At 67.7% G+C, this 20,539-nt stretch carries 22 protein-coding genes and 1 pseudogene; 12 read left to right on the forward strand and 11 right to left on the reverse strand.

The window, feature by feature from the left end:
• Positions 1–434 precede the first annotated feature (434 nt).
• From GA0115234_RS42170 to GA0115234_RS03000, 3 genes are all read left to right on the forward strand, one after another.
• Positions 435–599 (forward strand): hypothetical protein, encoded by a 165-nt coding sequence (locus tag GA0115234_RS42170; protein ID WP_161275552.1) that lies wholly within the window; start codon positions 435–437, stop codon positions 597–599.
• 317 nt (positions 600–916) lie between these two features.
• A complete protein-coding gene (locus tag GA0115234_RS02990; RefSeq protein WP_256088575.1) occupies positions 917–1,753 on the forward strand; it encodes a hypothetical protein in 837 nt (278 codons plus the stop codon).
• 626 nt (positions 1,754–2,379) lie between these two features.
• Positions 2,380–3,198, forward strand: a complete 819-nt coding sequence (locus GA0115234_RS03000; RefSeq protein ID WP_093539238.1) for an SAM-dependent methyltransferase — start codon at positions 2,380–2,382, stop codon at positions 3,196–3,198.
• Between the two features lie 41 nt (positions 3,199–3,239).
• Here the strand turns inward: GA0115234_RS03000 and GA0115234_RS03005 are convergent, their stop codons facing one another.
• Both GA0115234_RS03005 and GA0115234_RS03010 read right to left on the reverse strand, forming a co-directional pair.
• Positions 3,240–4,151 (reverse strand): helix-turn-helix domain-containing protein, encoded by a 912-nt coding sequence (locus GA0115234_RS03005; RefSeq protein WP_093539239.1) that lies wholly within the window; start codon positions 4,149–4,151, stop codon positions 3,240–3,242.
• A gap of 89 nt (positions 4,152–4,240) precedes the next feature.
• Positions 4,241–4,471, reverse strand: a complete 231-nt coding sequence (locus tag GA0115234_RS03010) for a DUF397 domain-containing protein (protein ID WP_176729055.1) — start codon at positions 4,469–4,471, stop codon at positions 4,241–4,243.
• Positions 4,472–4,809: 338 nt separating this feature from the next.
• Here GA0115234_RS03010 and GA0115234_RS44250 point away from each other — a divergent pair.
• From GA0115234_RS44250 to GA0115234_RS03030, 5 genes and pseudogenes are all read left to right on the forward strand, one after another.
• Positions 4,810–4,956, forward strand: a pseudogene (locus tag GA0115234_RS44250) (helix-turn-helix domain-containing protein); the annotation flags it as partial.
• Positions 4,957–5,037: 81 nt separating this feature from the next.
• A complete protein-coding gene (locus tag GA0115234_RS43150; RefSeq protein WP_256088576.1) occupies positions 5,038–5,442 on the forward strand; it encodes a hypothetical protein in 405 nt (134 codons plus the stop codon).
• A 249-nt stretch (positions 5,443–5,691) separates the two neighbouring features.
• Positions 5,692–6,045, forward strand: coding sequence for a DUF317 domain-containing protein (locus GA0115234_RS03020; RefSeq protein WP_093539241.1), 354 nt, complete (start codon positions 5,692–5,694; stop codon positions 6,043–6,045).
• A 93-nt stretch (positions 6,046–6,138) separates the two neighbouring features.
• Positions 6,139–6,429 carry a hypothetical protein gene (locus GA0115234_RS03025; protein WP_093539242.1) on the forward strand — a complete coding sequence of 97 codons (291 nt, stop codon included), beginning with the start codon at positions 6,139–6,141 and terminating at the stop codon, positions 6,427–6,429.
• Between the two features lie 15 nt (positions 6,430–6,444).
• Positions 6,445–7,263 (forward strand): DUF317 domain-containing protein, encoded by an 819-nt coding sequence (locus GA0115234_RS03030; RefSeq protein WP_093539243.1) that lies wholly within the window; start codon positions 6,445–6,447, stop codon positions 7,261–7,263.
• A gap of 626 nt (positions 7,264–7,889) precedes the next feature.
• Here GA0115234_RS03030 and GA0115234_RS03035 read toward each other — a convergent pair.
• The 9 genes from GA0115234_RS03035 to GA0115234_RS03080 all read right to left on the reverse strand — a co-directional run bounded on the left by GA0115234_RS03035 (position 7,890) and on the right by GA0115234_RS03080 (position 16,221).
• Entirely contained in the window at positions 7,890–8,588 is a 699-nt protein-coding gene (locus GA0115234_RS03035; protein WP_093539244.1) for a hypothetical protein, read from the reverse strand.
• A 78-nt stretch (positions 8,589–8,666) separates the two neighbouring features.
• Positions 8,667–9,110: a hypothetical protein gene (locus GA0115234_RS03040; protein ID WP_161275554.1), complete on the reverse strand. Its 444-nt coding sequence runs from the start codon at positions 9,108–9,110 to the stop codon at positions 8,667–8,669.
• 261 nt (positions 9,111–9,371) lie between these two features.
• Positions 9,372–11,099: a relaxase/mobilization nuclease domain-containing protein gene (locus tag GA0115234_RS03045; RefSeq protein ID WP_093539245.1), complete on the reverse strand. Its 1,728-nt coding sequence runs from the start codon at positions 11,097–11,099 to the stop codon at positions 9,372–9,374.
• Positions 11,096–11,755: a plasmid mobilization protein gene (locus GA0115234_RS44255; RefSeq protein ID WP_093539246.1), complete on the reverse strand. Its 660-nt coding sequence runs from the start codon at positions 11,753–11,755 to the stop codon at positions 11,096–11,098. Before GA0115234_RS44255 ends, GA0115234_RS03045 begins: the two co-directional genes overlap by 4 nt.
• A 321-nt stretch (positions 11,756–12,076) precedes the next feature.
• On the reverse strand, positions 12,077–12,268 hold the full coding sequence (locus tag GA0115234_RS43165) for a hypothetical protein (RefSeq protein WP_093539248.1): 192 nt from the start codon (positions 12,266–12,268) through the stop codon (positions 12,077–12,079).
• The gene (locus GA0115234_RS03065) at positions 12,265–13,839 is read right to left on the reverse strand and encodes a hypothetical protein (RefSeq protein ID WP_093539249.1); all 1,575 of its coding nucleotides are present in this window, start codon (positions 13,837–13,839) and stop codon (positions 12,265–12,267) included. The genes GA0115234_RS43165 and GA0115234_RS03065 overlap by 4 nt, the downstream gene beginning before the upstream one ends.
• Positions 13,836–14,474 (reverse strand): WhiB family transcriptional regulator, encoded by a 639-nt coding sequence (locus GA0115234_RS03070; protein WP_093539250.1) that lies wholly within the window; start codon positions 14,472–14,474, stop codon positions 13,836–13,838. The genes GA0115234_RS03065 and GA0115234_RS03070 overlap by 4 nt, the downstream gene beginning before the upstream one ends.
• Before the next feature lie 156 nt (positions 14,475–14,630).
• Positions 14,631–15,320 carry a zinc finger domain-containing protein gene (locus GA0115234_RS03075; protein WP_093539251.1) on the reverse strand — a complete coding sequence of 230 codons (690 nt, stop codon included), beginning with the start codon at positions 15,318–15,320 and terminating at the stop codon, positions 14,631–14,633.
• Positions 15,321–15,327: 7 nt separating this feature from the next.
• Positions 15,328–16,221: a helix-turn-helix domain-containing protein gene (locus GA0115234_RS03080; RefSeq protein WP_093539252.1), complete on the reverse strand. Its 894-nt coding sequence runs from the start codon at positions 16,219–16,221 to the stop codon at positions 15,328–15,330.
• A gap of 689 nt (positions 16,222–16,910) precedes the next feature.
• On the opposite strand from GA0115234_RS03080, the gene GA0115234_RS03085 reads away from it, so the two are divergent.
• The 4 genes from GA0115234_RS03085 to GA0115234_RS03100 all read left to right on the forward strand — a co-directional run bounded on the left by GA0115234_RS03085 (position 16,911) and on the right by GA0115234_RS03100 (position 19,934).
• Entirely contained in the window at positions 16,911–17,402 is a 492-nt protein-coding gene (locus GA0115234_RS03085; protein ID WP_093539253.1) for a transcriptional regulator, read from the forward strand.
• A gap of 201 nt (positions 17,403–17,603) precedes the next feature.
• The gene (locus GA0115234_RS03090; protein WP_093539254.1) at positions 17,604–18,158 is read left to right on the forward strand and encodes a secondary metabolite protein; all 555 of its coding nucleotides are present in this window, start codon (positions 17,604–17,606) and stop codon (positions 18,156–18,158) included.
• Positions 18,155–19,351, forward strand: coding sequence for an MAB_1171c family putative transporter (locus GA0115234_RS03095; protein ID WP_093539255.1), 1,197 nt, complete (start codon positions 18,155–18,157; stop codon positions 19,349–19,351). Before GA0115234_RS03090 ends, GA0115234_RS03095 begins: the two co-directional genes overlap by 4 nt.
• Entirely contained in the window at positions 19,341–19,934 is a 594-nt protein-coding gene (locus GA0115234_RS03100; RefSeq protein ID WP_256088578.1) for a phosphatase PAP2 family protein, read from the forward strand. Before GA0115234_RS03095 ends, GA0115234_RS03100 begins: the two co-directional genes overlap by 11 nt.
• Positions 19,935–20,539 lie beyond the last annotated feature (605 nt).

The following is a 20,539-nucleotide window of genomic DNA, read 5'->3' on the forward strand; positions in this document are numbered from 1 at the left end:
GAACAGGCTTCGCGAACGCGAAGATCGTTAATTCCCATATGCACGTGCATTGGAGATTTACATCTACGGTCCCGCCGAAGCGTTCGGCACCCTACCGGAGCATTGATCGAGCAATTTCAACGACGATTCGATCAAATAACGCCAGAACTGCAGAGTGAAGTGCGGAAAATGGGTCCTCCCAGCGCTGAAGCCGCTGGGGGCGATTCTCGTTTGGTCAAGGGCCCGAGGATTGCAATGAGCTTCGGTGCATTCCTCTGAGAGCTGTAGTCTCGTGAAACGCAGGGTCGCCGCGCGACCACTGCGCGTGGGTGCACGCCCCAGAGGGTCCAGCCTCTGGGGCACACCGAAAGCACCCAACCGACTCCGAGGAGTAGATGGTGTTCCTCCGAAAAGGCCGAGGGTCCTCTAAAGCCGCCCCGGCCTACGTCTCCAGTATGCCTACGTGCACTTGCCGGGAAACCGGCCAGGCGGGCGCCAGGCGCCGCCGCCTGGGCGTGATCGCCGCCCTTGGCATCACCGGCTGCTTCGCGCTCTATGCCGAGCCCTTCCCGTGGGATTTCGTCCTGTCCGTGCTGGTCGCCCTGATTCTGCGGGGCTGAAGCGGTAAGGGTGGCCAGGCCAGCGGCCTGGCCACCCGTCACCCGGTACGCGATTCCCTCTCAGTCGGCTGTCTATCGGCCGACCCATGTGGAGATACGGACACCTCATGCATATGCCTATGGAACCTGCCCGCTGTGCGTACGCACCATGCAGGAAAGAGTTGAAGCAAACCGCGAAGACGGGCGCGCGCAGGAAGTACTGCGACCCCCGCTGCCGCCGGCGCGCGCAAGAGGCACGGGACCGCGCCCGGCGTACCCCGGTGCCACGGACGACGGCAGGGCAAAGTTCGGCGATCGCCTCCAACATCCAAGCTTGCGTGCAGCAGCTCCTGGACGAGGAGCGGCGCCACGCACCGCTGGAGGTGCGGTTCAAGCTGTCGCAGCTGCTAAACCGCGAGATCCGCTGTTATGTGGCAGCCGCAGTCCAGGAGGAGAGGGCGGCCGGTGAGGGGTGGGCCGGCATTGGCGAGGCGGCCGGGGTCCCCGCAGCCTCGGCCCGCGCAAGCTGGAGCGAGACGAAGGTCGCAGCGATACTCGCGTCGCGGCCGGTTCCATCTGCCGCCCGAGGAGCCTGTTCGCAGACTCCGGGTGCGGAAAGGACGCTCGACTGGGCGTTCGCCCGTCCCTCCTGTCGGTTGCAGCGGGCGGCTGCACGGGTTCTGCGGACGTACCTGACGGGCCTGCTGAAGACCGGTCCCGTCTCGGTCGACGATGTGGCCGTGCAGGCTTGCCTGCCTCGCGATGCGGTCACTTTGAGCCTGGGGGGCGAATTGATCGCCTCATGGCCCGTCACCTACATGCTGGCGTCGCTTCTGGGCGGGCAGCCCGGGATCCTTCGTACGGTGTGGGAAGCGGCCTCTGGGGAGCGAGTGCCGGGCGAGCAGCGGGTGGTTGAGGTCAAGCGTTGTGTGGGGGACGTGCTGCGGGTGCTGCACGTGGCCGCGGGCGAGCCGGATACCGAGACTCTGGCCGCGCTCGCGCACCTCGCTCCGGAAGCCGTCGCTGACGCGATCGCCGGCACCCGCATTCCGGACTGGTCGGGGACCGAGCGGCTTACCGCTTCCCTTGGAGCGGAACCGAGCATCGTTCAGCCTTTCTGGGAGTGCTGGTCGACCGCCGAGGCCGTCAACGAGGGTCACCATCACGTGGCCTGACGTACACCCCGTTCCCGCCCACGTCCAGGCGCCTTCCGACCGCTCCCTGGAGTACGACGCCTTCCGCCAGCTGCACGAGCGTCTGCATCCGACTTGCGCCCGTCTACGGACCGGCGACGCAGGACGTGCTGCCCAGGCCGTGGCCGAGGCATTCACCACCCTGTCCTCCCGGTGGGCGGAGGCTCTGCGAAGTGAGTGCCTCGCCGCGGACGCGTGGAACATCCTCAATGCAGCGGTCGGTGGCGCGGCTGAGTTCCGCCCCGGCGGGCCGCAGCGGCGCTGTCACTTGACCACGGTGCAGGCCGATGCTTGGTCCGGCTCCACCACCGCCTGGGCCGGCCTCACCCTGCCGGGCGCTGCGGCGCTCATGGGGACGGACAACCACACCGTACGTGCGGCGCTGAGTTCGGCTGCCCTCCAGGACTCAGAGGGGGCCGGGCGGGCATGTGCGCGCAGGACACACGGAGCGCGCGCGGAGGAAGTTCGGGCTGATGCGTTTCACACCAAGTGTCCACCCGTACTCTCCCGCACCATTCACTCCAAGGAGGGCTGCCGCCAGCTCAACTATCGCTCTACCATGGACTCTTCCCAACCCCGATCTTCAAATGAGGTCGAAAGGAGGGCAGATGGTCTACGGGGAGAAACCCCAAACTCACCACATCGACATGGATACCCCAAGTGTCGCCCGCATGTACGACGCGCTCTTAGGAGGCGTCACCAACTATGCGGTGGACCGCGATGCCTGCAACGAGCTGCTGCGCATCGCACCCAGCACCCAGCTCCTCGCCCGGAACAACCGGGCGTTCCTCGGCCGGGTCGTCCGCTACCTCGTCGAGGAACATGACATCCGGCAGTTCCTCGACCACGGCTCCGGGCTCCCCTCCCTGGAGAACGTCCATGAAGTCGCCCAGGACCTGTACGAGGACTGCCGCGTCGCCTACGTCGACAACGACCCCATGGTCCACGCCTTCGGCCGCACGACCCTGGACGAGAACGACAACACCATGGTCATAGACGCGGACATGCGCGACTCCGAGGACATCTTCCGGGCCACCGCGGAGTTCTTCGACTGGAAGAAACCTATCGCCGCCCTGTTCGTCTCCGTTCTGCACTGCCTCGCCGACACGAACAATGACCGCGACCCCGGCGCCATGATCAAGCGTGTCGCCACGAAGCTTCCCGCCGGCAGCTTCCTCGTCATCTGCCAACTCGTCAGCAATAATGCCGCCGTACGCACCAAAGTCACTCAGCTGATGGACGAAGCCACTGGTGGACACTGGGGAAGAGTCCGCAAACCGGACGAGGTGCGAGCCTACTTCGAGGGCCTGACGATCATCGAGCCAGGGCTCGTCGACGTCGTCGACTGGAAAGCCGACACGCCGCCGCCCCCACCGGAGCTCCGGGCCACCGACTGGGTCGAGTGGGGCGGAGTCGCCAGCATCTAAAGGGCGTTGCAGAAGGCCGCCTCCTCCGTGGGGCCATCGTCCTACGAGTGGTAGCCCTTGATGGCCTCACGGATCAGCCGTTTACTCTCCACCCGGTCGGCCGCCACCGCCATGAGCTGGTGCAAGTCGTTGCGGTACTTGTCCACGATGTCAGGGCGCGTGATGTAGTCAGCCCCGTTGATGTGCTCCACATACACCAGATCCGACGGGCCCTGAGCAGGAAAATCCAACTGCGCGATGGCGTACGGAGGCGTCACATCGGCACCGCAACCGAACGGTACGATTCGAATGTTCGTCCTCTTGACGTCCGCCTGCTCCAGCAGATACTCCAACTGCTCCCGCATCACCCCGCGCCCGCCCCGAGGTCGCAGCAGAACTCCCTCGTCGATGAGGGCCGTTAGCCGCAGGGACCGCTGCAACCGCGCTTCTCGCAGCTTCTCCTGACGTTCCTGACGCATCTCACCGACGCGCTCCGCCTCGCGCTCGTCCTTCTTCACCGTCTTCGCGAGACTCACAGCATATTCACGGGTCTGGAGAACTCCGGGAACAACCTGGTTCTCGTACGCACGGATTTCCCGTGCGCTACCCTCCAGTGCGATCAGTCGCCTCAAGTAGGTCGGGGTGACGTCGCTAAACTTCTGATACCAGGCACCATCTCGTGTCTGGTCCAGCAGACGTTCTATGGTCCGTCGCTCTTGGTGGCTGAGCTTCATGAAGTCAGCGAGGTCCATCACGTCACGAGTTCGCGGCGGACTCTCTCCACGCTCCAGTCGGCTGATCTTGGAGACTGATGCGCGAATTGCGTAGCCCAACTCCGCCTGTTTCAGTCCCCGTTCCTCCCGACACTGCCTCAGAAACTCGCCGAACATGAGGTTGGCAACGTCGGGGCCAGGATGCAACTGAGTGACAGTCGCCTCCTGGTCGTCCGGCCGTACACGAGGAACAGCGGGCATGCGAAGCTCCCGAGAGGACAGATGCCAGTATCAGCCCCAGGATGCACCCCGCACGCCCGCAGCTCCAAGCTTTGGCCCAAGCTCGGGCATCACTCGATCAGATGATCGAACTCCCCGAGCTTGGCCGCCGCAATAAAGCGCCGCACCTCTTCGGAGGTGTACAGCAGCGCACCACTACTCGGAAACCGAGAGTTCCGGATCGCCATACCAGAGTCCAGCTTGGCCAGTTCGACACAGTTGCCATCCCCCTGGCTCGACCGGGCCTTCACCCACCGAACGCCCTCGACCTCGCTCGCCACAACACCGTTCTCGATCTGCATGAACTTCCCCTCTCTCGCGCTCCAACCGAATGGCCTGCCGCGACGAAGAGTCGATTCCCCCTCCGACTCACATTCCCATATGGGATTGCACGGCGAGGCTCGGTGGGAATCCTAGCTAGCGGAACGCCGATGCGAAGTCCCCCGGGAGAGTGCAACCGCTCCCCCTGCTTTAGGGATAGGCATATTGGAATACTTGTCGGAGCCGGGGCATTTCCCGTAGACGGTCTCCGCCCCGGGGTGCGTCCAGTGCGGGGACACGCGACGCGTGGCGGGCGACCAACCGTTCCCCGGAGAACCAGAAGATCGTTTACGGGACAACCCTTTGCCATCTCCGCCAGTTGCACGCCGCGGCGGGCGTGCCCTCCACGCGGCACATGGCCGCACGGACCGGGTACGGCAAGAGCACGATCAGCGAAGCCTTCGCGGGGCGCCGCCTGCCAACCTGGCCGGTCGTGGAAAGGCTCGCCGCCGCACTCGGCGCAGACGCAGACGATCTGCGTGTTCGGTGGGTTGCGGCCCGGGGACGACCGGCCACGGCGCAGCCGGTACCCGACTGGCTCACCTCCGTGCGCACCAGTGCCGGAATCCCCGAGATCGTCACCGGCCTGAGCCTTGGGGACGCGGTTGCGGTCGCGCCGAGCGACCCGAAGCGGGCCATCGCATCGAGCTGGGAGGTCTTGCGTGTGTGCGCCCTGCAACTGGCGCACTGCTACTACGGCGACATCCCGGGAAGCTGGTCATCCAACATCGTGGCGACCTATCAGAGGGCCGAGGACGACGGACTGCTCCCCGCCGGCGTCGCCGCCGTCGCCCACACGGTCCACTACCGCCACGTCGAAGCCCAATTCCCCGACAAGGAACTGCCGAGCGCGGCCGAACTCCTCCAGATCATCGTCCTCGCCTACCGGCTGGCCTGGCAGGCACGCGACGTTGTCGAGATCTACGAGGAGACCGGCAAGCCCCAGCCGTAGGGCTTCACTCCCAAAACAGGCCGCCGAAGCGCGTCCGTCACCGTCACGGTGGCGCGGCCTTTTTGCGGGCGGAGGCATGCCGGAATCGTCAGGGCTCGGTTCGATGGCAAAACGACTGGGTTCGATGTCAACGGACAAAGTTCGCCCGAGGCAGACAGGAAAGACTCCCGAAAGACTGGCCAACCTCTGCGAGAGCATGTCAATGTAGACGACCTTGCAGGAAATCCCAGGTCAGAGAGGTGATTGCCTGTGGCCGTGACGCCCGTTGGTCCCGGATTCTCCACCACTGCCGAAGCCCTGCGGTTGCGTGACTGGCAGCTTGGCCCCGGCCAGCCCATGCTCGTGCTGGACCTTTTTCCCGGCGAAGACTTCCACCTGATTGTGGACGACCGAGCTGACGTGCATGTCAGCTCGAAGGACGGCCGCTTCTACCTCGGCTGGTTTCCGTCCGGCCGTCCCGGCACCGACGGTGAGGGATGGAAGATCGCCGTCACAGGCACGGCCAAGGTGCCCGGCTACCACATGTCGTTCGACACCGAGACGCCGGCCGACATTGTCGCCGCTGCCGTGGCGCGCGTGCTGGAGACCTCGCATCGCGCGTGACAGCGCAGGTGCCCACAGGCAGTGCTTGCTCCGAAAACGGGCTGGCCCCCGGCCTTTCCATCACTCACCATTCCCCTCCTCAGGAGGCTGTTCGTGACGTCCCCGGACATGACCGTCGGTGATCTGATCGCCCTGCTGTCCGACTGCGACCGGAGCGCTCCGGTCCGCCAGGCCATGAACCCGTTCTTTCCGATGGCACACCGCTTGGCGCAGGTCGTGCAGTCCGTAGACGAGACCGGCCAGACCGTCGTCTATCTCGCCGAAGGGCGGGACGAGGACACGCAGCTTGGCCACCTGCCGCCCGAGGTCGCCGTCGCCCTGACCTGGCAGGGCCCCGTCCAGGCACCCCCGCGCCGCCCTCGCCGCAGTGCCGGCGGCAACTAGATCCGCACCGAGTCCTTGGAGGCGCCTTTGTACCCCGACATCCCGCTCGCCTCATCCACTCCGCCCGGCGGCCAGCCCGCCTTCTGGGTCGGTCCTCGGTATCTGGCAGGCGACGACCAGCGCCTCTACGACGTCGTTTCCGACACGCTCGCTGGCCTGGGCTGGACAAGCCTGACGATCGTCCGCGGTCGGCACGAGCCGGACGAGGCACCGGAGGACCGCCAGGTCCTGCGCAGCACCGTCCTGCACATCGCCCCCGACACCCTCCGATGGGCGCAGTGGGTCCTGGCGGACGAGCCGTTCCACCTGGGGGACCGGCAGGTCGCCTGGCAGGTCTCTGCCCGAGCGGACACGAGCGGTCCGCTCGCCGAATGGTCGGCCTACTTCACCCCCGACGTTCCCGGCGAGGCGGTGGCCGACTTCCTCGTCGCACTCGATGCCCGCGACCAGCCCGCCGTGCCGCTCGCTGGCCCCGAGCTGGTCCTCGATGCCGTCGCCGGGCACGGATGGCTCCGTGACATCGACCAGCCCCAGGCAGCAGCGACGGACCCGACGTTCACCTCTCACTTCAGTCTCGGCGAGGTGCCGGCCCTCATCCAGGACGCCGACCCGCGCGCCCTGACCACCGAGGCCGACGAGGCGGGACCGGCCGGATGGCAGGCATGGGCCACGCCCGCCATCGGCGCACCGTGCTTGTGGGCGGTGTCTTTCGGCGCCAGCGTCCCGCACGACCTCGTCGCCGCCTTCGCCGCCTCCCTCAGCTCGACCGCACCGGTCCTGCGCCGGGTCCTGCCCGAGGCCACCCGGGAGCGACTGCTGCGGGCGCCGGCCTAGAAATCGACGGTGCCCCTCAGCCCGCCGGACGAAGCCTGGTCCTCCTGAATGGAGGGCCGGGCTTCTGGCATTTCCCTCCGAGGCTCGGGCGGGCCATCGAGTCGGAGGAGGGAGGTTTGGGCGACGAGCAAAAGGTGTCGGGCCCGCCCTGCTGGAGGTGAACCGCCTTCGAGGAAGTGGGGTGTAGTGGGGTCGGCTCGGTGTAGCGGTGAGGATTCCTCACGTGGCATCGGCGGCGTCTCAAACGGGGCAAAGTGGCCACACTTTGGCGTGGCGGTGTCGTTCAGCATGTGGTAATCGGCGGCACGTTGAAGTGGGGCAAGATGGCCAAGGTATGGCGTAGCGATGCCACATTCCAGTGCGGCTGAATAGCCATATGCCTCGAACCGAAGAGAAGCAGCAGCCAGCCCTTGAACTCCGTTGCGGTGGAGTGCACGTCATCGTTCAACGCATCCCGCCCTGGCTCGTGACGGCCGTGGTCACGGCCTTCGTCACGACGATGGGGAGTGGACTCGCAACATGGTTCACGTCCCGTTAGGAACCTGCTGGACGGTGCAGCGGGGCGAGCCGCACAGCACTACTGCCCCCGACCATCTTGGTCGGGGGCAGTAGTGCGCCGGGGCCGTTCAGCTGGCTGCCGTGGCCTTGGCGAGGGCCTTGTCGAGGTGGCGGTCGACGAGGGCCGGAGAGCCGGAGACCACCAGAAGCAGGCTGCCGTCCCGGATCGCGGTCTGCTTGACCACGGTGCTCCGTCCTCCGGTGGAGAACGTCAGGAGCTGGCTCCACTGCTCGTCCCCGAGGCCGTGGGGCGCGGGCAGCTTCTGCGAGGCCATGTCGATCGGGGTGCCGCCCACGATGACCTGATAGGTCGGGCATTCGGTCATGGCGTCGGAGATCCGTTCGATGCCCTCGGACAGCTTGTTCGCGCTGTCGCTGTACAGCTCCTCGGCGACCTCGGAGCTGCTGCCGCCGTAGGTGAAGGCCGTCTTCGCCTTGCGCGGGAAGGCGAGCGTGCCGCCACCGGTTGCCGCGTCGCCGCCCAGCGCGCTCAGGGCCGGGCAGCCGATGACGGTGACGTCGTCGTGCTGGGTGGGGCGCTCCGGCTTGCGCAGGTATCCGCTGCCGAGGTCGCTCTGGTCGAGCAGGCGCTTCTTCAATGCGGCCGAGGACAGCGGAGCGGTGTTCTGGGCGGCACGGGCCGGCGGCCCGGCCTGGGCGGAGGAGACGGCGGCGGGCTTCGCTCCGGTGGTGTCGGTGGAGCAGGCGGGCACGGTGAGGAGCGTGAGGGCGGTGAAGCCGAGGGCGGTGGTGTGGCGAACGCGCATGCTGGAACTGACCCCTTGGTTAGGCGACGGGTGGTCAGTGCGGGCCCCGGAGGCCCGGTGGGGTCGTAGGAGTGGGGGTCAGTGGCCGAGGTGGCGCAGGCAGTCCTCGAACGTGGCGTGCCTCGTGCCCGAGGGGCCAGTGTGCCGGTTGTACCAGGCGGTGTCGAGACGGATCTCCTGCTGCTGGTGGCCGGCCCGGCAGCGCAGCCAGATCTGGTCGCGGGTAGAGAGGATGAGCCAGTCCCGGTATGCGCCGCACTCGGCACAAGCGACCATCTCGCCATCGATGACGAGGGGCTGCTTCCAGGAGGTCATTCGGCCATCGAGCTGGTCGTGGCTGGGCACGCGCAGCTCCGGCGGGAGAAAGTCGTTCACCGCGGTGGGCGACTCGGCGTGCTCCGGTTCGGCAGGCGCTCGCTCGATCTCCGGCGGTACTTGGCCCTCCAGCTGCGCCGACAGCGCGGAGTACCGGCGCTGTATCTCGCTGGGCTCTGCGGCCCGGCGGCGTATCCGGTGAAACACCCTGGCGTCTCCTTCGTTTCGTCCTGCACGCGTCATGATCGTCCCTCACGTCGCAGGCGGTTTCAATTCACAAAGTTCACAGTCATGTTCCACGAGGCCGGTGTCTCGTCCCTCGTCATCTTGCCGCTGTCCCAAGTGAGCTTGTTCAGTTCTCTGTTCGTCCCGAGCCACCTCGCCACCTCGCATCGAGCTTCTGTGCGCGATTCTTCGGCCGCTTCGACGTCAGCGACGACCGTGCGTAGACGCTCCGGCAGTTCGGGTTCATCGTGTGTTGCCAGCTTCCTCGCCGCGATGCCGGCCAGGTGACGTGGGGTGGGACGCTCCAGGACGCATGGCCGACAGCTTCTCCACCGTGCCGTGTTCGGATGCTCCAGAGGTGTCGGCAGGCAGATCGGCGAGATGCCGCAGCCGCCACACCAGTACGTCGCTGACCGAGTCCGCGGTGTCGAGTTCGCGGCGCTCTACTGCGTTGGACAGGAGGGTGGCTGGGTCGTGGCCGGCGGCTTCGGCGTCCGCGATGGTCGTGGCCAGGGCGTACCAGCCGGGCTCGGCGAGGATCTTCTCGGCCAGTTCCGGCAGCGTCCCGCGCAGCATTGCCGTCTGCCGCTGGAGCAGGGGGCGATTCAGGCGCCGGCCGCGCTGGTAGAGCGCCGTGAGTGGCTGAGCGGCGGCGGCCCGATAGGCGGAACGCAGGTGTTCGGCGGCTTGGAGGGCGGCGGCGGCCTGCTGTGCGTGGCCGTTCTTCGCGTGCCAGTGAACGGCTGCGGTGACGAGGAAGAACAGCATGTCGATCGCCATCGCGGTGGTCGCGCCGTCCTCGCCGCGGCCGAGGGCGGGACCGCCGTGGACGAGGTCGCGGGCGGCCTGACGCAGGGCACGGTCGTGTCCCCGCTCGGCACGGATGTGAGAGCGGGAGGCACGCTCGTACGCGGCGGCGGCGGCGCGCAGGTCGCGACGGGTGTGAGCAGCGGACGTTTTCGCGAGCGCGTCCAAGACCTCGCCGGCCGACGCGATGTACGCGGCGGCGACCGCGCCCCGGCCCTGTTCGATGATCGTTATCGCCGCCCATGCGGCTGACGCGGTCTGCCGACGTGCGGCAGACGGGCTCGATGCAGCCCTGGGAGCACCTGTGGGTGGGGTCTGGGCCGAGTGGTCGGCGGACCAGCGCTCCCGTATCCGGGGCAGGGACAGGTCGGGGGCGAGGCGCGCGCCCGGGTAGAACACGGGCTCGCCGTCCTTGTTGCGGTCGTCGGGAAGAGCCACCTTGTAGCCGAGCAGGTCGCCGGAGGGGGCGGCACGCGTGCGGATCAGGAGGCCGGCGGCGGCCAGTCGGCCGAGGAACTCCGCCTCGCTCCTGGCGCCGGTCACCGCCTGGCGTACGGTCTCGCGCAGTTCCTCGCGTGCGGTGCGCGCGCGGCCCTGGCGCTGGGCCTTGTGGCGCTCGGCGCTGGTGGGGCGTTGGGCGGCTGTGCCGTCCCCGGTGTTGAGCTGCTTGAGTCCGTACTCGGCTTCGACCAGGCGGGCTTCGGCCTGGGAGCGCTTTGCGTCGTTGTGCAGCCGGGGCTTGCGGCCGTCCTCGCGCACAAGGGTGGCGATGATGTGGATGTGGTCGTCCGCGTGGCGTACGGCAGCCCAACGGCACCCCGCGTCGTCGTCCGCCGGGGCGATGCCGGTCGCGGCGACCATGCGTCGGGCGATCTGTGCCCACTGCTCGTCTGTCAGGACCGGATCCTCTGGGGCGGCACGGACTGACAGGTGCCATACGTGCTTGGCCGGACGGCGCGATGCCGCCAGGGCGTCGACCGGCTGGTCCAGGAGCTGTTGGAGTTGCTTGAGCGTCGCCTGCGGATCGCGGCCGGGGTCAGGGACGAAACCATCCCACGCCGCAACGAGGTGGGGGTCGGTGTGTTCCTCGTGGGTGCCGGGTCCGTAGAGGTAGGCAAGCAGGCCGATGGTGCGCGACCCCCGCTTGTGGACTCGGGGGATCATCCGGCTCGTGTTTCGGTGTCGAGGTAGTGCTGGGCGAAGGTGTCCACGCGCTGGGCGGCGGCGCGGACGGCGTTGAGGACGGCCGTGGCATGCGGAACGTCCGCACCGGAGTTCGTGGCCTTGGCCACCTGATTGAGGTTGTTGCCGATCTGGCTCAGGTGGCGGCGTACGGCAAAAAGTTCATCAATCACTTCGCGTTCCGAAGCTATTTCGGCGGCTGTGCGGTTGAGGTCACGGGCGGCTCTGAGCGCTGCGTGGGCGAGAAAACTGGCGACGCTCATCTGGCACACGGTGGCGGCGCGGACGAGCTGCTGGAACTCGTCGTCGTTCATGCGGCAACTGGGCTGGTGTTTACGCTTGTTCGCGTCGTGGAGGCGCTGACGCGAGCGCGGCTTGGCGGGCGCGGCATGAGTGCAGCGTGGGCTGTGGCAGGTGTGTTGTTCCTTCCCCTGGGGATGCGATCCGCCCTCGGTCGCATCCCCCCGGACCGGCGCCCCCTGGTGCCGGTCCGATCCTCCCGCCATTTCAGGGGCGGGGAATCCAATTGCATTGCTCCCGACGGGAGCAATGCAATTGGGATAACTTGCTCGGCCTGAGCCCGAGTTGGAGTCGTGTGCAGGTTCCGGGGTGTTGGCGGTCCGGGTCGGGTGCGTCATCGGGATTCGGGCCTCGCAGAGCGGATGCGGTGCTGGATGGTGGCGGCCAGGTCGACAACATCGACCGGTCCCATAAGGACACGGACGGGGCCGTCGTGCCGGAACTGGACGAGCCACTGGCCCGTAGGAGCGAGAACTGCGGTGTGAAGCAGCCCTCGTCGGACAAGGACGTCGGCCCAGGCGCTGGCCTCGGCGGTCGTGGGCTCGGATGAGCGGGTGGGGTGCGGGATCACGGCGTGTTTCCTGGAGCAGGGGGGTGGCCCGGCACGGAGCCGGGCCACCCGTCGCGGGTTGGGGGATTTGAGCTGCGGCTTTGCTGGTTCAGCCGCACTCGGGGCAGCGACTGACGTGGCTGGTGAGTGCCCTGGCCATCCGCGCCTTCGTTGACGTGGCTTGCTTCGCGCTGGACTTTGCTGCTGGCTTACCCTCGTGCCGTTCGGAGTGGGCGAGCATGTAGCCGATCTCCCGCTCGTACTCTGCGCGGACAGTCTTGAACCGGCGGCAGGTCTTCATCGTGCGGTGCCCCTTGTCTTGTTGGTGTTGTCGCTCCGTAGTTCATGGAGGACGTGGCTCAGGCGGTCGTTTCGGCCGCCCGTAAGGCCCTCGCGCCGCAGGATCTCCCGCAGCTGGACACGAGTTATGGCTGCGTTGCCGTCCCGTTCGAGCAGGGCGGGTACGTGGGGGCGGACCTGCTGGACGAGTTGGTCCACGGACTGCTCCAGCTCGCGCGGCAGACGCTGCGTCTGAGGGCTGCGGGACCGGCCACTTCGCTTCCCTTTGTTGATCTTCGTGGTCGGCTTCCGCCGGAGAGAAACCTTGTGTCCCCGGTCCCCGGTGGGTTCGGTCCCCGTGTCGGGGGTGGTCGGTCCCCGGTCCCCGGTGGGTTCGGTCCCCGAATCGGCGGCGGACGGTCCCCGATAATCAGGGCCCTGAGCAGGCACTTCTCGCGCAGGAGGGCCGGTCCCCACGCTTCCGGCGCTCCCCGCCGAGGCTTCCGAATCGGCGGGACCGGTCCCCGGGACCGTGTCCCTCTCCGGGGCCCTGGCCTCCGCTCCGGTCCCACCGTTGTGGCCCTCGGTCCCCGCGCATGACGCTGCCTTCGAGTCCGCGATCTCGGGGACCGGTCCCCTCAGGCCGCTCGGTCCCCGGTCCCCGTCCGACTCGTCGGGACCGGCCACGGGGACCGGCGCTCTCGCGGTCTGCGGCGAGGGGACCGTGGCTGTTGTGGTGCTGTGTTCCGGGGACCAGGGAGAGGGCAGCGGGACCGTGGCGAGCGCGAGCGCGTGCCGCCGGGCGGCGAGCTGATCGAGCAGCTTCGCGCGCTGTAGGGGATCAGCGCCGACCGAAGCCCCGCCGACCGCCTTCGACAGCCGCCGGGTAAGTCGTCGGCCGCGCCGGCTTCGCTGTTGCTCGGGGGTGCGCTCTGCGAGGCGAGCGGCCAGGGCGACCGCGCGGCTGGTGGCCCGGTCCCGGGTGATCTGTGCGGCGTCGCGGTCTCGCGTGGCTATGCCGAGGCGGGACAGCAGCCGCTCGCGCACCTCCCGTCCCAGGACGGCGATCAACCCGTGGGAGGCAGCGCCCGGGGTGCGCAGGCGCAGCTCGATTCCCATGGCTTGGTGCCACAGCATCGCTGCCATGACTGGCCCGACGAAGGCTCGGACCGTACCCCCGATGAGACCGCTCTCCGCGTAGGCGGGGATCACCTGCACTCCGGTGATCACCCAGACCAGTGTGCCCGGCAGACCGGGGGCACCCTGGGCGGCCAGATTCTGCCGCGCCATCAGCGCGGTCGCGAAGAGCGCCAGTTCGGCCGCGGCAAACATGCCGGCCCGCTCGGCGGTGCCCGCCATGTCGAGGTAGTCGGCGGCGAAGCGCCAGCTCGTGTCGGCGCTGTAGGCGGTGCAGCCGAGGGCGGCGACGGCCGCGACCTTGACCGCCGGGCCGCCGAAACGTTTCTGCGAGCGTGTGCTCCGGCGCCGGGCTGTCCAGGCGGTCAGCACCAGGGCGAAGGCGGCGGGCACACCGGCTGCGAGGAGGAGGGAAAGGTCCGGAGCGGCACCGAGGGACAGGACGGGGTGGGTCATGCGGCCTTTCCGAGAGGGGCGTGCGCCGAGGCAGATGTCACCGGGCGGCAGACCGGCTGGCGTGTGCCGGGCTTGGCGGGCGAGGGGCCGACTGCGGGCGGGGTGGCCTTCGTCCGCTTCTTTTTGGGCCGGGGCACGCCATGGGTGCGGTCGCGGTCGAAGACTTTGGTGGCGGCCTGCTGGAGGAGGTCACGGGCGTGTGTGCGGCTGATCCGCAGAGCGACGGCGAGCCGGTCTGGCTGCCATCCCCGGACGTAGGCGTGGTCGATGACGATCTGCCGCTCGGCCGCAGTCAGGTGCACGTCGCGTCCCCGGAAGATGGCCGTCACACGTTGGTAGTCGAGGCGCTGGGACAGTCCGTCGTGCCAGGGGCGTCGCTCGGCCTCGGTGAGCCCGCCCCAGATGCCTTCCTTGAGGCTGTTCTCCAGGGCGTAGTTGAGGCAGTCGCGGCGTACTGGGCACCAGCCGCACAGCTCCTTGGCCTCGGCGATGTCTTCGTGGTCCCGGGGGCCCGGGAAGAACACCGCGTCGGCGTCCTCGACGTCCATGCCGTGGCACGCACCGCGGGTGTGCCAGCTGGTGTCGCCGATGCCGCGCAGGCCGGTGGGCGTGTCGTAGGTGGTGATGTGGCGCAAGGCGGTCTCCGATGTGCTGCTGCGTCGGCCGGCCGGGGCTGGACAGCGGGCGGACGCGGCGTCGATGCCGGCTGCAGCCCAGGCAGGCGTCGCAGCCGGGGCGGAAGAGGTGGTGCTGCAGCCGATGCACCGGACGGGGGTGCACCGGCGGGCCGGTCAGGCCAACGCGGGCTGCTCGGGTGCCTGGGCCCGCTCGGCGTCGGCGAGGTCGCGACGGCTCGGGTGCGGGGCGCCGAGCGGGACATTGCCGCGTGCGCTGCTGCGGAAGCACGGGGCGCCGGGCTGGGCCCGGCACCACGGGCAGCGGACCGAGAGCACGTCGGACTTCCCGGCAGCCACGGCTGCCTCGCGAGCCGCGCGGGCGGGCCGGTAGGGCATGAGGGTGGCTCGGGCCGCAGGAGGTATGCAGGAGCCGATTTCCCGCAGCCGCGCTTCCAGTTCCGGATCGATCTGGCGGCGACCGCTGGTGATCGCCCGAGCCTGCGCGGGCTGGGCGGTGCCGAAGGCCACGGCGTGCCGGGTGCCGACCAGTTCGGCGGTCCAGGCCGCCTGGTCGTCCGGGTCGACGCTGGGGGTGGGGTCGGTGTGCTGGCCCAAGCGGTCGCGCCGGTAGCTCTCCCACGGGCGGCCGATGTCCGCGGGCAGGATCTGGTACGGCGAGAGGCGGATGTGCTGCCGGGCGACGGTCCGGGCGTCCCAGCCGTGCGGCGTGGCCATGGGCACGTTGTCCAGAAGCTCGTGCCACTGGGCAAGCTGGTCGCGGGCCTCGCCCCGGTCGGTACGGATGGTGCGGGGGTCGAGTCGGCCGATGTAGGCCAGCAGGGCGGCGATTTCGCGGCGATCCACGGTGTGGCTACTCCGTTCCGGTCGGCTCGTCGAGGGCGGCAAGGAGGGCTGCGGTGTGGGCTTCGGCGCGGGTCATGCCGCCGGGCCGGGCAGAGCTGTTGCCGGGCAGGGAGTTGAGGTCCGGGCGGCCCGGGGCGTGCTCACGGGCGATCCAGGAGCGCCAGTCGGCAGCCCAGGCGCCCGCCGACCGGCGCTTCCAGCCGGTGCGGTGCAGACGCCACTTCGCGTCGGCATCGGCCAGACCCTGCGCACCGAGGCGGTCGAGATGTCCTTGTAGGCGGGTCCAGGCGTGGGTGTCTGGGTCGATTCGCCATTCGGCAGCCGAAGTGACGGCGGTGCCACCACTGCTGTACCTACGGTTCAAATCCGGTTCACTACGGTTCTGTGTGCCGGATCCCGGTACATCGGGGTACCGGCTTCCGGTACGCCGGGGTACCGGTTTCCGTCGTGAGGTGCCGGTTTTCGGCCCTGCCGGTTTCCGGCCCGTCGTTGGGGGTTCCGGTACCTCACGGAGGCGGATGCCGTACCGGCGCAGCGCCGAGACTCGGAGCGCCGGGTCGGTTTCGGGCTCGTCCACAGGCGCGGCACCGTCGTCGTCCGCCTCCTGCTCCCTCGCGGCTTCTGCCACGGCCCTCGCGGCGAGGGGCAGGCGGTAGACGGTGCTGCGCTGGGGGCCGACGAGGTCGTCGAGCTGCTCCAGCTCGCCGTCGTCGAGCAGCCGGTCGAGGGCATCACGCACCGTGGACCGGGAGGCATTCGCGCGCTTCGCCAGGCTCGTCAGGGAGGCCCAGGCGACGCACTGCTCGTCGGCCACCCGGTCGGCTATCGACAGCAGGACCAGGCGCGCGGTTCCCCGGCTGGTGCTGTGCTCCCACACCCATTCCCGGGTTTCGGCACTCATCGGCCACTCCCGTCCGTCAGACGGGATGCGTGTGCCGGGTCAGTGACCGGAGCGCATCCGAGCCAGCCGCGGATGGATGAGGGGAGATGGGCGGCTGCCGCGCAGGTCAGAATGCGGGGACTTTCGCGCATGGCGGAGCGCATGCAAGACTCTCCTTTGGCGTTGCCACGCTGAGACGCCCCGTGGAAGGGATCAGCGTGGTGATGGTGGCGATGTCCGCCCTTGCCGGGGCGGTTAGCCGTTCAGCGTTCGGCGTCCGAGAGTTGCACCTCTCGGACGCCGTCGCTGTTGTGTCCGGAGCCGGGCCTACGACGCCCTGACTGTCCGCATACCGCGACTCCTCGTGTTCCATCGAGCCGGGCGGGCTGCCCAGGCGACGACGAACATCGCACGACCTGCCGTCAAGATCCAGACTTGGTTCTTAAACCCTGTAGAAGTCGCGCGGTGGCGCACGACGCGTGGTGACGGCTCATGAGGTCCTCGGGGCATGCGGGTGCCGTGGGCATGGCAGGACTGCAGCCCTCAGCCGTCCTGACCTGCACGGCAACACTTTGGTGTTGCCGTGCCTGGAACCTACGCCAAAGTAATCCCCACGTTCAATACTGAAGTGCTCTGAAGTGCGCCTTGGTCACGTATCTCTACTACAGTGTCCCTGGATGCCTGATGATGCAGAGGAGAGGAGCCGGGCGATGACGGAGAGCAGCGGATCGGCTGATGTACCTGCCGCAGCCTCCGAAGGCCGGCACCCCACCCTCGCCGACAAGCTCAACCGCCTCTTCGACGCCAGGAAGAACCCGGCGACCGGGAACCGGTACACCAACGCTGAGGTGTCTCGGGCCATCTCCGAGGCTGCGTCCGGTGGGCCGGACGGCATCACGGTGGCGGCGAGCACGATCGCGTCGATCCGCAACGGCGCGAAGCCCAACCCCACGAAGAACACGATCGAGGCGTTGGCACGTCACTTCAAGGTCAGGCCCGAATACTTCTTTCCCGACTTCGACGACGCGGAGGAAGTCGAGAAGGTTCCGGCGGCCTTCGAACTGATCGACGCCGTCAAGGACAGTGAAGTCCGCGGGATTGCGCTGCGAGCCCACGGCCTCTCGGCCGACAGTTTGAAGATGATCGCATCGGTGATCACTCAGGCACGCCGCTGGGAAGGGCTCGACAGCCCCGGAGAGTGAGTGACCTACCTCACCCGGTATCCCATTTTTGACGGTTTTGCCTTCATGAGTCCTTAAAGATCTCCTTGGCTTGCGGTGCGCCTTGTGTAAAGCTCCGCTCAGGCCACAGATAATTCTTGTGCGCCCGCCAATAAAGACCATGAAAGTGCTTTTGAAAGACCATGAAAGTGCTTTTGCTCGGGGGAGCAAGGATCTCGTTCCATGTTTAATCGGCGTTACGCGCGAAGAGAGGCGCAGCTGAGAAGACAGTGCGAGGTGCAATTGCGGGGCATCGAAATATCTGACCCTTATGCGGTGGATGAAATATGCCATCAACTGGCGATCAGACGTGGGCGCCCCCTGTACCTCCATGAATTGCCTGACCTGGGTGGCGTGGATACTCCATGCGGAATTGTTCTCTCGTTTGACAGTGAAGATCACATATTTCACGTCGCAGCGACGAGTGAGCGGCATCGCGCCCAAATAGTGCGCCACGAATTGGCGCATCTCCTGCTCGGACATGCCGGCGACAACGCGAGCGTCGTAGAGTCGCTCCTGTCGGTCATCCCGGAGGCCATCGACCCCTCCGCCGTGCTCACTGCCCTCGGGCGAACCAGCTATGACACCGAGACCGAGTACGACGCCGAGATGGCTGCCTCGTGCCTCGGACAGCTGTTCCAAGAGCTCGCCCACTCGGGCCGCGCCCCAGGCCGGTCCGGCGCCATGGCGCGACTGGACGACGCCTTGGTCCATCCAAGAAAGAACCGCCGCTCATGAACACCCCCACCATCGTCGCCTGCGCGCTGTGGCTCGTGGCCCTGTGGCGCCTGCCTTCCATCCGCCACTCCCACAAGCAGCGCAGCCTCGCACTCACGCTCGCGGCCCTGGCTGCGGCCATGACACTCGAAGTCCCTGAGATCAAGGCGGCCATCAACGACCATGTAGGCATCACCGGGCTGCCCCCGCTGCTGAAGCACCTCCTCGGCGTCAGCTCCGCTGCATTCCTGCTGGACTTCGTCATCGCCGTCGTCCGGCCACAGGGCCTGGCGCACCGCACCCGGATAGCGGCAATCGGCACCACCCTGCCCCTCATGCTCGCCTTCTACGCAATGGCCAACTGGATGCCAGGAGGGGCAGTAAGAGTCGGCGAAGGCAAGCGAGCCATCTACCCGGTGCTGTACATGGCCGCCTTCACGCTGTACATCGGCGTAGCCATGATCGTCGCGACCTGGCTCTTCCTCGCGAGTGTCCGGCACAGCCGCACCCTGCTCGGAAAGGCCGGCCTCGGGTTCCTAGGGCTCGGGACGATGCTCGGGAGCCTCTATGCCCTGCAGCGCATTGGATTCGTCACCCTCCAGCTCACAACAGGGGCCGAGAACCCAGAGCTGGAAGATCTTCTCTCCACAACCCTCAAGCAACTGGCCATCCTGTCGATCGCGCTAGGCGTCTGCTTGCCCCCGATCTCCGTCGCCGTGGAGTACGTCGAGTCCTGGAACACGCTTCGCCGAGTCCAACCTCTGTGGCATCAACTCACGCAGGCAACACCCTATGTAGTCCTCTCCGCATCCATCGCCAAGAGGCGTGTCCCCTTCCGGCTTGAACGCTGCGTCATCGAGATCGAAGACGCCAGCCTCGCGCTCCGCGAATACGTTTCGGCGGAGCTCCACGAGCGCGCTCGGTCATTCGCCCGGCGAAGTGGCGTAAGCGACACGGAGATTGAGGCGGTCGCGGAAGCGTCCTGGCTTTCCGTCGCCGCACGCATCGCCCCAATAGGGAAGCAAGTAAAGGGAGTTACTTACCCCCAGCTCGGCGTAACTGGGAGGGACCGGCCAAGCGAAATAGCGTGGCTTCGCGCCGTGTCACACGCATACTCGGCCTCGCCAGTCGTTGCCGAATTCTCCCGCCAGGAAGAACCGTCGACCACCGTCCCCGCAGCCAGCCCGGAAAGGCTCTCCCCCCGTGGCAACTGAAATCCGCCCCCAAGAGTCCAAGCTGGCACGCCGGATCACGGACTGGCTTGAGCCGAAGAACTGGATCATCGCCGTCACGCTCCTGATCGGCTGGCGCACTGCCCAGTGGACCGGAGTCGCATGGGGAGTCGCCGGCGCACTCTTTGCCGCCATCATTCCCATCACCTTCATCAAGTACGGAATCCGGAAAGGCCACTGGGGCGACCGCCACGTCGGCGCCAAGCGCGCCAGGCTGATCGTCATGGCCGTCATCCTGCTTTCCGTCGCCACCGGGATCGCCCTGATGACCGCCGCAGGGGCACCGCACACAATGATCGCCCTCATCGTGTCGATGCTCGCCACCCTGGCAATCCTCGCTGCGATCACACTCGCCTGGAAGATCTCGGTGCACCAGGCCGTATCCGCCGGCGCCTGCGCCATGCTGGTCCAGACCTACGGACCTTGGATGGCACTCGGGTTCCTCCTGGTCGTCCTCGTCGGGTGGTCCCGAGTCGAGTTGCGCGACCACACCCGCAACCAGGTCGTCGCCGGCACGATCCTCGGAACCACCGTGGCCGCGATCGTGTTCCAACTGGCACGCTGACGATCTACCGGGGCCTCGGAGGACGGGTGTGGACCTGCACTGCCACAGACAACCCCGATGCCGACATAGCGCCCGCCCCGAGAGCACGTGGGAGACCAATGACCCGGCCATGGTGGTACCGGACCCCTCCGATCGCAGTTGTGCTGATCGCATACGCCGCGACCGCCTGTATCCTCTTCCTCACTGTCTCGAAATCGGCCATCGTGTGGGCCGGGGGCGGTCTGCTACTGGGGCTGCTGACTACCTTCGTGCAGGGCGCGGCCAAGGCCCGGCACGACAGGCTCAGGAGCGCTGGGTGATTCGCAGGAAGTCCCGACCCACGGCCTCGTAGCGGCTGGTCTCGACGTTCGATGACGCACCCCCACCACATCCTTGACCCCGCCCGGCTCCGCCAACCCGGTGTCCTCGGGTCCAACGGCGGCAGTGCCCTCGTCCTCGCCCGCTCCTGCGCTCACCCTGAGCGTCTTGATGCAGCTCCTGGACGCCGCGGCCCGGCAGAGCGCCCTCGCCGGGTTCCTCACCGTCCGCGAGCGATGTCGAGAGTGAAGGAGCCGGTCCCGCCCCCGTTGAAGTCGATGAGGGTGGTGGCCAGCGGGGTGGGCAGG

The organism is Streptomyces sp. DvalAA-43, assembly GCF_900091725.1.
Classification (GTDB): domain Bacteria; phylum Actinomycetota; class Actinomycetes; order Streptomycetales; family Streptomycetaceae; genus Streptomyces; species Streptomyces pulveraceus.